Origin of the sequence: Variovorax saccharolyticus, from assembly GCF_030316765.1 — a bacterium.
In the GTDB taxonomy this organism is placed as follows: domain Bacteria; phylum Pseudomonadota; class Gammaproteobacteria; order Burkholderiales; family Burkholderiaceae_C; genus Variovorax; species Variovorax saccharolyticus.
Genome location: NZ_JASZYT010000004.1, coordinates 329,455 through 344,085 on the forward strand (window position 1 = coordinate 329,455; position 14,631 = coordinate 344,085).

Sequence of the window (14,631 nt, forward strand, 5' to 3'; positions counted from 1 at the left end):
ATCAAGTTCCTGACATCCACCGGAGTAGACAAATTGAAGATCCAGAAGATTCGCCTCCTCGGCGCCGTTGCGCTGGCTGCATCCCTGGCTTGCGCCAGTGCAGTGGCCGCCTATCCTGAAAAATCCATCAGCCTCGTCGTCCCCACCGCTGCGGGGGGTGCCAACGACGCCATGGCCCGCGTGATCGGGCAGGCAATGTCGGCCATCCTCAAGCAGCCCGTCATCGTCGACAACAAGGCGGGTGCCAACGGCGCCATCGCCAGCGAGTTCGTGATGCGTGCGGCGCCGGACGGCTACACACTCATGTTGGGCTACATCGCCACGCATGCCATGAACCCGGCATTGCAGAAGCTGCGCTACGACCCGGTGAAGGACTTCGAGCCGGTCGCCATGGTCGGCTCTTCCGCGACGGTGATGGTGGTCCATCCGTCCGTCAAGGCCAGCAACGCCAAGGAGGTGGTGGCGATCCTCAAGGCGGCGCCGGACAAGACCAGCTATGCCTCTGCAGGCAATGGCACCGCGCCCCACTTCGCCGCCGAGATGTTCAAGCTGTCGACCGGGACCAGCATGCTGCATGTGCCCTACAAGGGATCGGCACCCGCGATCAACGACACGCTCGGGGGCCAGACGCAGGTCATGTTCCCGAGCTTGTTCACGGCCATGCCGTACGTCAAGGCCGGCAAGCTGAAGGCGGTCGGCGTCGCAGGCGCGAAGCGTTCGGCGCTCATGCCGGACGTGCCGACGCTCCAGGAGCAGGGGATCGCCGATGTCGACGTTTCGCAGTGGTACGGCATCTTCGCGCCAGCCAAGACGCCCAAGCCGGTCATCGAGCAGCTCAACAAGGTTCTCAACGAAGTGCTGGCCGACAAGAGCGTGGTGAAGCGGCTCGAGGACCACGGTGCCGAAGTCTCGATCATGTCCACGGACCAGATGCGCGCCTACGTTGCGCAGGAGCAGGTCAAGTGGAAGAAGGTGGTCCAGGCCGCCAAGATCACCGCGGACTGAGATGAACCGATCGATCCCCTGCGTGCTGATGCGCGCCGGTACTTCGCGTGGCCCCTTCTTCTTGCGCGAATGGCTGCCCGATGGCGACGAGGCGAGAGACCAGGCGCTCATCGGCGCCATCGGAGCCTCCGACCCGCTGCAGCTCGACGGCTTGGGGGGCGGCAGCACCCTGAACAGCAAGGTGGCCATCGTGTCGCGTTCATCGCAGCCGGACTGCGACATCGACTACCTCTTCGCGCAGGTCGGCGTCGGCCACCGGTCGGTGGACACGCGGCCGAACTGCGGGAACATGCTCTCGGGCGTCGCTCCTTTCGCGATCGAGCAGGGCCTGGTCGCCGCGCAGAACGGCACGACGAGCGTGCGGGTCTACAACGTCAACACCAGGTCCCGCATCGATGTGGTCGTGCGGACGCCGGGCAACCGGGTGACATACGAAGGCGACGCCCGCATCGACGGCGTGGCCGGCACGGCGGCACCCATCCTGCTCAACTTCCTCGACGCCTGGGGCGCGGTCACGGGTCAGGTCTTTCCGACTGGCAAACGGATCGACCTCATCGACGGCATCGAGGTCACCTGCATCGATGCGGCGATGCCGCTGATGATCGTGCGCGCGGCCGATCTGGGCGTGACGGGCGCCGAGAAGCCGGCCGCCTTGGACGCGAATGCCGCATTGCTCGAGCGACTCGAAAGTCTTCGGCTGGAGGCCGGCCGCAGGATGGGGCTCGGCGACGTGTCCCACAGCGTGATCCCGAAGCCGGTGCTCGTGAGTGCGGGCACGTCGAGAGACAGCATCAGCTCTCGCTACTTCACGCCGCGCAAGTGCCACGCATCGCACGCGGTGACGGGCGCCATTGGTGTCGCCAGCGCGTTTGCCCTGCCGGGGACGGTGGCGAGTGGGATCGCGCGCGAGCCAGGGCAGCATGGCCTGATCGTGCTGCATCCCGCCGGCCAGATCGACGTCCAGGTCGAATTGGCGGGCCGTGCAGAAGCTGCGACGGTCGAGCGTGCCGCCCTGGTTCGGACGGCTCGAAAAATCATGCAGGGTGAACTGCATCTGCCCGACTATGTGTTCCCACGATCGGAAGAGCAGGGTGCCTCGTCGTCAGGATTCGCGCGCAAGAGCTTGACGATCATCGTGCCGACGCGCGCCGGTGGCGGCAATGACACCATGGCCCGGATCATTGCGTCCAGGTTGGGCCCGGTGCTGGGCCAGGAAGTGGTCGTCGACAACAGGGCCGGGGCGAACGGCGCCATTGCCAGCGAGTACGTGGCAGGTGCTTCGCCGGACGGCCACACCCTGATGTTCGGCTACGTCGGCACGCATGCAATGAACCCGGCGCTGCAAACGGTGGGATACGACCCGGTGCGCGACTTCGAGCCGGTGGGGTTGGTCGGCTCTTCGTCGACCTTGATGGTCTCGCACCCGGAGAGTGGCGCTTCTGACCTGCAAACGCTCATCGCGCGGCTGAGGGCGGCACCTCGCTCCTTCAGCTATGCATCGGCCGGCGATGGAACGCCACCGCATTTCGCTGCCGAACTGTTCCAGCTCAGCAGCGGAACGTCGATGGCCAGCGCGACCTACGAAGGAGCCGCTCCAGCGATCGCGGACACGGTCAGCGGCAGATCGCAGATCATGTTCCCGAGCCTGTTTACTGCGTACCCCTTCATCAAGGCAGGGCGGCTTCACGCATTGGCGGTTGCGGGCCCGAAGCGCCTGGAGGCCTTTCCGGCCGTTCCGACGCTGGCAGAACTGGGCGTACCCGGGGTGGACGTCGCGCAATGGTATGGGCTCTTCGCACCTGCCGGAACGCCTGCGTCATCCATCCAGCGCCTGAACCAGGCGCTCAACGAAGTGCTCGCCGACCCGGAGGTCGTCGAACGTTTCGAGAGCCAGGGCGCGAAGGTCGAGGCGGGACCGCCCACGGCGCTGCGCCAGCGCGTGAGTGACGACCTCAGCCGATGGCAGGGGGTGGTCGCCGAGGGCGCACTCGCGGCCCAGGAGGCGCCTGTCCCGGTGCTGGACTGATCGACAAGTCTCCGCTGGCGTGCCCAGCCTCACATTCCGGCGGCTTGCAAGCTGCGTCCCCAGCGGATGCGCTGCGCGCTTGCGGCCGCTGACCCACCCTTGCGAAGAAAAACAGACATGAGCAAATCCTTCATCGCCATCGCGGGCCTGGCCGCATCGGGCGCCGCGATGGCCCAATCTTCCGTGACGCTCTTCGGCGTGGCTGACGCTGCCGTCAGCTACTACAGCACGAAGAGTGTCTTCTACTACTCACCCATTGCGTCTTTGCCTCCTGTCGCCACACCCATCGAAGTGGGGCGCTCCCAGACGGCGCTCTCGAGCGGCGGAAACGCTTCCAGCCGCTTCGGCTTCCGTGGCGTAGAGGATCTCGGTGGAGGATTGGCCGCCAGCTTCTGGCTCGAGGCGGGGTTCAATCTGGATACAGGCTTGATTCCGAACGCCGCTTTCGCGCGACGTTCCACGGTCAGCCTGTCGGGCAGCAAGTTCGGCGAGGTACGGCTGGGGCGAGACTATGTGCCCACCTACTGGAACGAGAGCGTATTCGACCCGATGGGCGCGGTCGGCGTGGGCGAGAACCTGCTCAAGACTGTCAGCGGAAGCATTGCCATCGCGCGCGGGCCGGGCTCGCCGGTGTCTGCCAATGACAATGCCGTCCGGGCGTCGAACAGCATCGGGTACTTTCTTCCGCGGGATCTCGCAGGCTTCTATGGCCAGGTGATGTATGCGCTTCCCGAGAACGTGGATTCGAGCATCGTCCCAGGCAGCCCATCGACAAAGGGGCGCTATTACGGGGGGCGCTTCGGCTACACCAGCGGCCCGCTGGATGTCGCGGTGGCCTACGGCGAGAGCCAGGCCGCCGACACCACGGCACTGACGCCGGCCGGACTCGCGACGGGCGCCCGATTCTCCGAGAATCTGCGAACCGTCAACCTCGGCGCTTCCTATGACTTCGGCATTCTCAAGCTCATGGGCGAACTGTCCCAGGTGCGCGACAGCACCGATACCGTCACGCCGATCCGGGGCGTGATCCGTCCCGCAGTCGAGGAGCACGACAACTACAACGGCGCGATGATCGGGATGACCGTGCCCGTCGGCGCGGGGATGTTCAAGGCGTCGGTCGCACGGGTGAATTTCGACAACGATCTGGGCGCCGTGCCACCAGGTACGCCAAGCCGCGATGCGTCGGCGAGCAAGCTGGCGCTGGGATATGTCCACAATCTGTCCAAGCGCACCGCTCTGTACGCCACCGTGGCTCACGTCCGGGTCAAGGACGGCCAGAACAATCCGGCAATCATGGGGGTTGCAGCGGGCAGTCTGGCGTACATCACCGCCGGGGCGGCCGCCACGGGCCTGGCGCCGAAAAGCTCGACGGGCTACGACTTCGGGTTGCGTCACTCGTTTTGACGCCGCGCGGTTGGGCAGGCTACTACCGCTTCAGACTGGTTGCTGCCGGTCGCTTTTTGCAGCGGAGCGACGGCAGTTGCCAAAAGCTGACTTTGGCGATTTTCCGTACGAGCGTCGGCTCTACGCGGCAACTTGACTTCGCGTGTCGGTCGGCGAAGGGAAGGGGCTGAAGCGCCGGCCAACGACTGTTCTCGAACCGCGCGAACTGGCGTTCGCGGCCCTGAGCGGAAGTAGCCGGCACCGCACAGCATGCCCGAAAGCGGTCGCTTTCGCAGTCGCAGAACGGTCAAAGTGGTGCTGGCCCGCAACTCGACGATGCTCCTGGGCTGATCAAATTTTCTATTGCGCAACTGTGGGCGTGTCTGGAATGCCTGCCGACCGCGCTGCAGTCACGCGTCGCTCGCGCAGGGCTGCGGCGTGGTCGCCGAATGTCGACCCGAACCATTCGCTCCCTATGCGCGGAACCTTCGCCTGCAGCAGTGCCGCCTCCTTCCGCGCTTCGGGCAGGCGATCGAGTTCGACCAGGGCGGCGATCCGGTCCTGACGACAACGCCAGAAGTCCGGCGCCCGCGTCAGGCAGTCGTCGGCCGCGCGGATTGCTTCCTCGAAGCGTCGATTCGCCCAGAGCGCGGTGGCATAGAAAGCCGGGAGATACGCCGGTGGTAGCGGGTTTCGGTTCATCGCCTGTTCAAGGTTTGAGAGTGCAGGTTCGATCTGGCCGAGTTGGAGATGTGCCGCGCCGAGGATGTAGAAGCATTCGGCATCGTTCGGACTGAGCCGGCAAGCCTGCTGCGCAGCGGCGAGCGCGGCATCGAGGTCTCCTGCGCGGCTCTGTGCCTGCGACAGGGCGACATAGGCAACCGGCAGGCCCGGCTGCAGCTCGATCGCGCGTCTGATCTGGCCCAGCACTTCGTCGACGCGCCGCCCGTCCCACTCACCCGTCAGGTGCAGACCGATGTCGACCGTGTTGGCGATGCCAAGAAAGGCCCATGCGGCTGCGTAGTCGGGATCGATCGCAATGGCCTCGGAAAAATGGCGCCGTGACGCGCGGATGCCGTCGGCGTTGTACCGCACCATCATGGCCCTCCCATGCGCCACCAGCACATAGGCGTCGAGCGTCTTCGGCGGCTGCGCAAGCGCACGCCGCTGCTCGGTCGCGGCCACCTTCGCCTGCAACGTACCGGCGATGCGGCCCACCAGAGCCAGCTGCGCGGCGCCGAGCTCGGCGCGATCGACCACGTGGGAGGCTGACCAGACGATCCGACCGTCCTGGCTGTCGAGCAACTCGACGCCCATCCGCAACTGCTCGCCTTCGCGCCGCACCTTGCCGTCCACGATATGCCGGCTGCGCAGGCGCCTGCCGACCTCTGCCAACGGCGTCTTGCCTTCGGCGAACTGGAAGCTCGACTGGCTCGAGACCACGCGCAGGTTGGGACTGCGCGCCAGCTCGGACACCAGGTCCGCCGCCACGTTGCGGGCGAGAACCGCGCCGTCGGCATCGCCGGGCGGGCCCTTGAACGCGAGCACCGCGATCGACGGCGGCCCGCCGGGATCGTCAACCGCCCCGGACGCGTCGGTTCGAACGCGCTCTTGCCAGAACACGACCGCGCCCAGCAGCAAGATGGCCACGCTGCCCAGGGCCAGCCAACGGCGCGCGGGTCTCGACGAAGTACCCGCGACACCGGCGTTCTGGCTCGAGGTGTCATCAGCCATGGCGGCCGCCATCAGCATGTAGCCGCGGCGCGGCACCGTCTTCACCAGGCGATGACCGGCGTCGCCGAGGGCGCGGCGTATGTCGCCGATTGCCTGGACGAGCGAATCGTCGGTGACAACGACGTCCGGCCAGACGGCGGCCATGAGCTCGTCCTTGGTGACCAGTCGCCCCGCGCTTTGGGCCAGGTGTCGCAAGACCTGAAACGCCTGCGGCCGCAGTTCGACCGGCCGGCCGGCAGCATCGAGGAGTGCCTCCTGGGCGAAGTCGACGACAAAGCCAGCGACCTGCAGGCGGGTCGGCATGACGATGGAATCCTGTGAGGCTCGATCCAAGCTGTGCCCTTGCGCAGGAACGCGCGCGGACCATTCTGCGCGCGCCCACCTGCGCTTCGGGTGATTTCGTCCGTTTTCGCCATCCGATCGGGACTTTTCCGGGCCGCTGGTCAATCGTCCGGGCTTCGACATTCTTCGAGAACCCGTCATGCACTCCAAGCGCCACGCCCTCCTTGCCGCGGCCCTGCTCTTGAGCGAGGCCGCCTTCGCCGCGCCATCGCTGGTCATCGTCAATGCCAACGTCTTCACCGCCGACCCCGCGCGGCCCCGGGTCGAAGCCGTGGCGATCGAGGACGGCCTGTTCAGCGCCGTTGGCGGCAATGCCGAAGTTCGCGCGCTGGCAGGGCCTGCCACACGCGTCATCGACGCCGGTGGCCGGCTCGCCACCCCGGGTCTGATCGAATCCCATGTCCACCTGGGCAGCACGCTGCCCTCGGCACCCCTGCCAATGCCGGGCCTGCCGTTTCCCGGACCGACGGCCGAACAGGCCCTGGCCGCCGTCGCCGCCGCGGCAAAGACGCCCGGCGACTGGATCAGCGCCTGGATCGGCCCGCTCGTTGCCCGCGACCAACGCAACTGGCGGATGGCGCTCGATGCCGTGGCGCCCGACAGGCCGGTGCTTCTGCGCGGCTTCTGGGGGCACACGGCGATCGTCAACAGCGCCGCCTTGCAGCGCATCGGCATCGCAGAGGACGTGGCCAACCCGATCGGTGGCCAATGGGGCCGTGACGCCAGCGGCCGGCTCAACGGCCGGGCCGACGAGGGCGCGTCACCCGTTCCCGAAATCCGCGCAACGCCGAACGACCCGGCAAAGCTCGCGCCGTCGTTCCAAGCCGCGGGACAGCGCTATGCGCGCTGGGGGGTGACCAGCATCCACCTGATGAACAGCGGCAAGACGCTGGAGGTCACGCTGGACACGCTGGCGAAAGCAAAGACCCCGCAGAAGTGGACGGTCTATTCGTGGGCGACCGGCGCGGTGCCCAGCATTGCCGGTGGATGGGCTGCGATGGACGAGGCACCGAAGACCTTGCCGCCACGGGTTCGAATCGACGGCCCGAAATGGATGCTCGACGGTACGCCGCTCGAGCAGAACGCGCGGCAGCGCGAACCCTATGCCGGGCGCCCGGACTGGCGCGGCCGCTCCAACCACAGCGATGCGCAGGTGCGCGAGATCCTGCAGACCGCATTGCGCCGGCCCGGGCAAATAGCGCTGCACGTCGTCGGAGATGCCGAAACCGATCGCGTTCTTGCCATGATGGAATCGCTGGCCTCCGCGGAGGCGTGGCGGGAGAAGCGGGTTCGGATCGAGCACGGCGACGGCATCCGCGACGACACGCTTGCGCAGGCGGCGCGGCTCGGCGTCGTCGTCATCCAGAACCCGACGCACTTTCCGCCTGCCGGCGCACCGCGACGGCCTACCGAACCGCATTCGATGCTCAAGAGCCTGCTGGCAGCCGGCGTGCCGGTCGCGCTGGGGTCGGACGGAGGGGCCGAGGAAGCCAACCCCTTCCTCAACATCATGCTGGCCACCGCCTACGCCGCATCCCCACGCGAGGCGCTGTCGCGCGAGCAAGCCTTGCTCGCCTACACGGCCGGCGCGGCCTTCGCGGAGAAGCAAGAGCGCAGCAAGGGGCGCATCGGAGTCGGCATGGCAGCCGACCTGGCGCTGCTTTCGCAGGACATCCTGACCGTCCCTCTACCGGCGCTGCCCGCCACGAGAAGCCTGCTGACGTTGGTGGATGGCGAGATCGCGTTCGAAGATCCGGCCTTGTCAGATGCACCCTCGCCCAAGTGACTCGGAAAAGAGCGAAATAGCGGCGGCGCTGGAATCGGCCCGCGCTTGAATGCAGACTGTGGCGAACGTCTGTTCCTGGCCCGGCCGGAGCCAGCTGCGTGCGTGCGGCAACGCTCTTCAGGACAGGTGCTTCCCAACAAGACCCGACATTTCGAACATCGTCACCTCGGGCTTGCCCATCACCGCTTGAAGCTTGGCATCACAAAGGATGTTGCGTTTGTTCGCTGGGTTTTGGAGGTTGTTCAGCTTGATGTAGTCCCACAGCAGCTTGGTGACCTCGGTTCGAGGCTGGGGCGTGGAGCCAATGACGGCTGCGAGTTCGACGCTGGGTGTCAGGGGGCGCGTGAACGCCGTTTGCTTCTTGGCAGTGGTCATGTTTGTCTCGGCAAAGCGGTGAATTCTACGAGCGCCCCCCAAAAGGTTTCGCTGGGCGCGGCTCCGAACGGCGGTTGTGCGTCATGTCCGTCGGTCAGTTCTTGGATAATTGGAAGGCAGGGATGAAGGACGGGTTCTGGCCGGGACCGCCTGTTGCACAAATTCCTCGATCTCAGTCGTCCGCCAACCGGGCGATCCCGCCGAAGGTCAGCTGTCAGGCATGGCCGCGAACTGGTACTCGCGGCCACAAGCGGTCGCTCGTTTCATCCAGCCAAAGCGGTCATCCATTGCTTTCTAGCTGTAGCTTTGGCCAGGTCGTCGCGGCTGGCAAAGGTGCAGGCGACGCTGTCCGGCGCGCGGAAGGAGGCGAAGGCGAAGGGCAGGGCTCCATGGACAGCGAGCATGGCGCCGGGCCACCGCAGCCGGGCTCAGGCCGCCCAAGGGCAGCTTCGGATTACGAAGCGCCGGTTTCGTCGCTTGCCGCTTGGCGTTGCATGGACCCCCGTCGTAGCATCCCTGCCCACATAAGCCGCGCCGTCCCGAAGGTCGATGCTGCGAAGGAGCCACCGTCCAGCTCGCCGTGTACGACGCAGTGGTCGCCATCGCCGGCGGACACAAACCCTACGCCGTGACGCCCACCGTGGGCCGAGCGCCGGAGCCTCGATGGAGGCGGCAGCCAACGAGGCGGCCTACCGCGTGCTGCTGGGCCTGTTCCCGAGCCGCACAGCGCTCTATCAGGGGTTGTACGACACCATCCTGGCGGAGCTTCCCGCAGGCGACGCGAAGGCCCGCGGCATGGCCGTCGGGGCCGAAGTCGCGCAAGCCATGCTCGCGCTGCGCACCAACGACGGTCGCACGGTGGCGCTGGGCGCATACCAACCGGGCGCGGGCGCCGGTGACTTTCGTGGCCTCAACCCGGTCAACCGCCAGGCGCCCTACATCAAGCCCTATGCCCTGACGACAAGACCTACGGCGGCGCGGTCAGCGCACTGCGCACCGCCGAGCAGACTGAGGTGGCGCGCTTTCACACGACGCTGCCGCCGCGCAACCTGCCGCTCAACCTGCAGCAGTTCGCCACCAGGCATGCCAGCTTGGCCGACAACGCCCGCGTCATGGCAGCCCTGTGGACAGCGACGCAGGACGCCGGTAACGCCTGCTTCGAGGCCAAGTACCACTTCAATTTCTGGCGCCCGCAGAGCGCGATCCCGCTGGCAGCCGACGACGGCAACGTTGCCACGGCGGCAGACGCCAGCTGGACCCCGGTCGTGCCTACGCCGAATCACCCGGAGTACCCGTCGGCCCATGGTTGCTTTACCGGCTCGACCTCCGAGGTGCTGCAGCAGGTCTACGGTACGAAGAAGAACCGCTTCAGCTTCGTCAGCACAGTGACGGGGACGACCCGCTGGTACGACTCGACCAACGAGTTCATCAAGGAGGTGATGAGCGCCCGGGTCTGGGGCGGCATGCGCTTCCGCAGTGCCAACGAGGATGGTGCCGAGCTGGGCAAGAACGTCGCCAAGTGGGTTATGAAGCACCACTTCCAAGCGACCGAGTGACCGCCTTGCGCGGCGGCAGTTGCGGGAACATGATGGGGGCCCCGTCGGCCCTTCAAGGAAGACAGCATGGATGCGACAAAGACAGTCCCTTGCCTGTTGGCCCTCTCGTTGATGACCTTGGCCAGCGCCCGGGCCGACGTGGTCACCGACTGGAACCAGAAGGCCAGCGAGATCACCGTGGCCCACCAGGCCGGCCCCTGGGGCCAGGCGCCGATGGTGCTGATCCAGGCGGCGGTGTTCGAGGCCGTCAATGCGATCACCCGGCGCTACCCGCAGGCCGGGTACCTGAAGCTTGAGGCGCCAGCGGGGGCCTCGATCGATGCTGCCGTGGCCGCCGCCAACCGCGCCGTGCTGACCCGCATGGCCACGACGCAGGGCGCTGCCACCGAGGCGGCGTACCAGGTCGCGCTGGCCACCGTGCCCGAGGGCCCGGCCAAGGCCGACGGCATCGCCTTGGGCGAGAAGGCCGCGGCCGGCATCCTGGCCCTGCGGGCGCCGACGGGGGCGTCACCGGTTTTCTACCGACCCGTCACGGCCCCCGGGTCCTACGTGCCGACGGTCGTGCCGGCCAATGCCGATCTGCCGCCGGCGCGCTGCTGGGTGCTGGATCGTGTCGATCAGTTCCGCCCCGGACCGCCGCCGGACCTGAAGAGCGCCGTCTGGGCACGCGACTTCAACGAGGTCAAGACCCTTGGCGCGCGTACGGGCAGCCAACGCACTGCCGAGCAGACCGAGATCGCCCGCTTCTGGACCGCGACCACGCCGACGATCTACTTCCCGATTGCCCGTTCGGTGGCCAACCAGCCTGGGCGCGAGGTGACGCAGAACGCGCGTCTGCTCGCGGCCAGCGGGCAGGCGATGGTCGATGCTATCGACGCCGTCTTCGATGCCAAGTACCAGTATCACTTCTGGCGCCCGTTCACGGCGATCCGCAACGGCGACCAGGACGGCAACGACGCCACCGAGCGCGACGCCGGCTGGCTGCCCTTCATCGAGACGCCGATGCACCCCGAGTACCCCTGCGCACATTGCACGATCGCTGCGTCGCTCGGGGCCGTGCTGAAGGCCGAGATCGGCAGCGGCCCGACCCCGCGCCTGTCGAGCACCAGCCCGACCTTGCCAGGCGTCACCCGTTCATGGGCCAGCGTCGATGCCTTCACGCAAGAGGTCGTCAACGCCCGGATCTACGACGGTGTCCACTACCGAAATTCGGGTGAAGTCGGCAATGCGCTGGGCACGAAGGTCGGCGAAGTGGCCGCGGCCAAGCTGTTGCGCTGATCGTTATAAGCAAGCCGTGCGGTAGGTCTCTCCATGATTCACTGCCGCACTACGGTAGACGGCATGCAAACCGAAACCCGCTGCGACTGGCACTACAACGCACCGGGCTGCGGCTGCGTGACGAAGAAGGCTTCGCATCCGCCCGAACTGCGACGCTGAGCTCAAAGGTTGAGCGTCCGCTACTAGCCAGCCAGCCGGGCCAGCGGAGGTCCGCCTGACTCGAATGCAGACGCTCGCATGGCCTCAAATCCTTCGCCATCTCCCTCGTCGGAACAGACCGCGAGGCAGATACTGAGCCGTGAATGACACTGAACACCGAGCCATGAGAAGCCGCACCTGCCATTGGACCTTGGTCCCATAGGCGGCCCAAATCGCGCTGCCTACACTGGGTTTGCAAGTCTGGCCAAGCTGAGGCTTGTACGCGCGAAGCGCGCCTGCGAATCAACTATCGAGGCAAGGAAAATGAAGCCGACCTATTTCAACTTGCTCGCTGTCGTGGCGATGCTGTCGATTGGCGCGGGTACCGCCCAGGCACAAGAGGACAAGGTGAAAGAGGCGGTCGACATCGCCACAGACGCCTACGTCTACGGCTACTCGCTTGTCACCACGGACGTCACGCGTGTGCAGATGACCAATGTGGACAAGGCGAGCCCCTCGCTGACCGGGCCGGTCAATCAGTTCTCGAACGTGCCGCGCTATCCGCCAGCGGACTATCGCGGCGTGTCGGCGCCGAACGCGGATACGCTGTACTCGCTGGCCTGGCTCGACCTTGCCGAGCCGCAAGTGTTCAGCCACCCAAACATGGGCAAACGCTTTCATCTCTTCCCGATGGTCGATCTCTGGATGACGATCTTCGCGAGTCCGGGCACCCGCACTGCCGACGGCAAGGCAGCGAACTACCTGCTGACCGGCCCAGGATGGAAGGGCGATGTACCCAAGGGAATGATGCACATTCCGGTAGCGACCCGCTACATGGTCATCCTCGGTCGGACCTATGCCGACGGCACGGAGGCCGACTACAAGGCGGCCAACGCGCTGCAGGCGCAATACAAAATCACGCCGCTCGCATCCTGGGGCAAGCCCTTCACCTACAAAGCACCGCCGATCAATCCGAACCCGGGTATCTCGATGACCGACAAGCCGCAGGCGGTGATCCTGGCGATGGGAACCGAGGGCTACTTCAACTGGTTGAGCAAGCGCATGTGCGACGCCGCACCTGCCTACGCAGCCGACGCGCCCGCGCTGGCGCGCTTTGCCAAGATCGGCATCGAGCCGTGCAAGCCGTTCGAGCTCGCCAAGCTCGATCCGGCAGTACAGGCCGCCCTCAAGGACCTTCCGAAGACCGCGCTCGACAAGATCGGCGCCAACCAGAAGAGCATGGGAGAAATGGTCGACGGCTGGCTGATCACCAAAGGGCTCGGCGTCTATGGCACCGACTACATGAAGCGCGCCGTGGTGGCTGCCTTCGGCTGGCCGGCCAACCTGCAGGAGGACGCGGTCTACCCCTATACGATGGTCGATTCGAAGGGCGACAAGCTGACCGGTGCCAACAAGTACACCGTGACGTTCGCCAAGGGCCAGACCCCTCCGGTCAACGGATTCTGGTCGATCACGATGTACATGATCGACCAGGGCTGGTGGTTCGTGCCTAACCCGCTCAACAAGTTCACGGTCAGCCCGCGCAACAACCTGAAGGCGAATCCAGACGGCTCGATCACCCTCTACTTCCAGAACGAGTCGCCGGGCAAGGACAAGGAGTCGAACTGGCTCCCCGCGCCCAAGGGCGAGTTCATTCCGATGCTGCGCATGTACTGGCCGAGCGAGAAAGCCCCATCGGTCCTGAACGGCTCGTGGACCCCGCCCAAGGTCACGAAGGTGAATTGAAGAGCCTGACCGAGCTAGGGCTACGCGCTGTGTGATTGAAACGCGAGGTGCGGCTGGAGCCCGTTGTGTTGATGCCGCGCAAGTCCGCTTCTAGGTGAACTGGGCGTCGCCTTTGAACGCCTGCTTCTGGCCGACTGCGGGTCTGCCGCTGCCCTTCAGGTGGAAGAGGTCGATCGCAATTTGGCGGCACCGGCATCGCGCCTACAAGCGATTGCAAGTTGATTGCGGGCGCGCCAGAATGAAATTGGGGGTACGCCATGATCGATGCAACGCTTCCGCAGCTCGCCGGTGCACTGTTTCTCAGCGACGGCGGGCTTGAGACGACGCTTGTCTTCCTGGAGGGCGTGGACTTGCCGCACTTCGCGGCGTTCGTCCTGCTGCGGGATTACGCGGGGCGCGAGCGGCTGCAGCGCTACTACCGGCCTTATCTCGAACTGTGCGCCAGTACCCCTGGCGCCGGCTTCGTGCTGGAGACGCCAACCTGGCGGGCAAACCCCGACTGGGGTCGACTGCTCGGGTATGACGCATCGGCGCTTGAACAGGCCAACATCGACGCCGCGCGTCTGGTGAGTGACCTTCGGGATGAATGGCGTTCCCGGTTAAGCGGCCCGGTGGTCCTGAGCGGCATCATCGGTCCGCGCGGCGACGGCTACGTGGCCGATGCACCAAGCAGCGCGGCCGATGCGGCGGCCTATCACCTGCCGCAAGCCGTGGCGCTGAAAAAGGGCGGCGTCGACATGTTGTCAGCGGTGACGATGACCACCAGCGCCGAGGCCATCGGCGTCGCTCGATCCGCCAAGGCGGTCGGCTTGCCGGTCGCAATATCTTTCACGGTCGAGACTGATGGTCGGCTGCCCAGCGGCGAGTCGTTGCGCGAAGCGATGGAGCAAGTGGATGCAGATACGGCGCCCGCATACTTTGCGGTGAACTGCGCACATCCGAGCCACTTCGAGGCGTGCTTCGCCGACGGTGGAGCTTGGACCACGAGGATTCGAGGCATTCGCGCGAACGCGTCGACGCGCAGCCACGCCGAGCTGGACGCCGCGACCGAGTTGGACATCGGTGACCCAGCCGATTTGGGTGAGCGCTACCGAAGGCTACGCACGCCACTGCCGACGCTCAATGTGCTGGGCGGCTGCTGCGGTACCGACGACCGGCATCTACGCGCGATCCGAGACGCATGGGTTCAAGACCGCGTGACGTAGCAAATCTCGCGCTGCGGGCCCGTTGTCAGTGCAGTCGCGCTGGAGCACAGCGGTCGC

At 66.1% G+C, this 14,631-nt stretch carries 10 protein-coding genes; 8 read left to right on the top strand and 2 right to left on the bottom strand.

The window, feature by feature from the left end; translation table 11 throughout:
• The first annotated feature begins 33 nt into the window (after positions 1-33).
• The 3 genes from QTI45_RS15420 (at position 34) to QTI45_RS15430 (ending at position 4,435) form a co-directional block, all read left to right on the top strand.
• Positions 34-1,005: a Bug family tripartite tricarboxylate transporter substrate binding protein gene (locus tag QTI45_RS15420; RefSeq protein ID WP_444813280.1), complete on the top strand. Its 972-nt coding sequence runs from the start codon at positions 34-36 to the stop codon at positions 1,003-1,005.
• Between the two features lies 1 nt (position 1,006).
• Complete coding sequence (locus QTI45_RS15425; protein ID WP_286654988.1) at positions 1,007-3,031, top strand: 4-oxalomesaconate tautomerase; 2,025 nt, start codon at positions 1,007-1,009, stop codon at positions 3,029-3,031.
• Positions 3,032-3,148: 117 nt separating this feature from the next.
• The gene (locus QTI45_RS15430; protein ID WP_286654989.1) at positions 3,149-4,435 is read left to right on the top strand and encodes a porin; all 1,287 of its coding nucleotides are present in this window, start codon (positions 3,149-3,151) and stop codon (positions 4,433-4,435) included.
• A gap of 339 nt (positions 4,436-4,774) precedes the next feature.
• Here QTI45_RS15430 and QTI45_RS15435 read toward each other — a convergent pair whose 3' ends face one another.
• Complete coding sequence (locus QTI45_RS15435; protein ID WP_286654990.1) at positions 4,775-6,451, bottom strand: winged helix-turn-helix domain-containing tetratricopeptide repeat protein; 1,677 nt, start codon at positions 6,449-6,451, stop codon at positions 4,775-4,777.
• Between the two features lie 178 nt (positions 6,452-6,629).
• Between QTI45_RS15435 and QTI45_RS15440 the strand changes: the two genes are divergently transcribed.
• Positions 6,630-8,276, top strand: coding sequence for an amidohydrolase (locus tag QTI45_RS15440; RefSeq protein ID WP_286654991.1), 1,647 nt, complete (start codon positions 6,630-6,632; stop codon positions 8,274-8,276).
• 117 nt (positions 8,277-8,393) lie between these two features.
• On the opposite strand, the gene QTI45_RS15445 is transcribed toward QTI45_RS15440, so the two are convergent.
• The gene (locus QTI45_RS15445; RefSeq protein ID WP_286654992.1) at positions 8,394-8,651 is read right to left on the bottom strand and encodes an SWIB/MDM2 domain-containing protein; all 258 of its coding nucleotides are present in this window, start codon (positions 8,649-8,651) and stop codon (positions 8,394-8,396) included.
• A gap of 1,013 nt (positions 8,652-9,664) precedes the next feature.
• Between QTI45_RS15445 and QTI45_RS15450 the strand changes: the two genes are divergently transcribed.
• From QTI45_RS15450 to QTI45_RS15465, 4 genes are all read left to right on the top strand, one after another.
• Positions 9,665-10,207, top strand: a complete 543-nt coding sequence (locus tag QTI45_RS15450) for a vanadium-dependent haloperoxidase (protein WP_286654993.1) — start codon at positions 9,665-9,667, stop codon at positions 10,205-10,207.
• 66 nt (positions 10,208-10,273) lie between these two features.
• On the top strand, positions 10,274-11,485 hold the full coding sequence (locus QTI45_RS15455) for a vanadium-dependent haloperoxidase (RefSeq protein WP_286654994.1): 1,212 nt from the start codon (positions 10,274-10,276) through the stop codon (positions 11,483-11,485).
• A gap of 342 nt (positions 11,486-11,827) precedes the next feature.
• Positions 11,828-13,369, top strand: a complete 1,542-nt coding sequence (locus tag QTI45_RS15460; RefSeq protein ID WP_286654995.1) for a DUF1254 domain-containing protein — start codon at positions 11,828-11,830, stop codon at positions 13,367-13,369.
• 257 nt (positions 13,370-13,626) lie between these two features.
• Positions 13,627-14,574, top strand: coding sequence for a homocysteine S-methyltransferase family protein (locus QTI45_RS15465; RefSeq protein WP_286654996.1), 948 nt, complete (start codon positions 13,627-13,629; stop codon positions 14,572-14,574).
• Positions 14,575-14,631: the final 57 nt, after the last annotated feature.

What these genes read in the sequence shown, in the direction of transcription:
- QTI45_RS15435 (WP_286654990.1), bottom strand. Translation starts at nt 6,451, where the DNA reads ATGCCGACCCGCCTGCAGGTCGCTGGCTTTGTCGTCGACTTCGCCCAG.
- QTI45_RS15440 (WP_286654991.1), top strand. Translation starts at nt 6,630, where the DNA reads ATGCACTCCAAGCGCCACGCCCTCCTTGCCGCGGCCCTGCTCTTGAGC.
- QTI45_RS15425 (WP_286654988.1), top strand. Translation starts at nt 1,007, where the DNA reads ATGAACCGATCGATCCCCTGCGTGCTGATGCGCGCCGGTACTTCGCGT.
- QTI45_RS15430 (WP_286654989.1), top strand. Translation starts at nt 3,149, where the DNA reads ATGAGCAAATCCTTCATCGCCATCGCGGGCCTGGCCGCATCGGGCGCC.
- QTI45_RS15465 (WP_286654996.1), top strand. Translation starts at nt 13,627, where the DNA reads ATGATCGATGCAACGCTTCCGCAGCTCGCCGGTGCACTGTTTCTCAGC.
- QTI45_RS15445 (WP_286654992.1), bottom strand. Translation starts at nt 8,651, where the DNA reads ATGACCACTGCCAAGAAGCAAACGGCGTTCACGCGCCCCCTGACACCC.
- QTI45_RS15455 (WP_286654994.1), top strand. Translation starts at nt 10,274, where the DNA reads ATGGATGCGACAAAGACAGTCCCTTGCCTGTTGGCCCTCTCGTTGATG.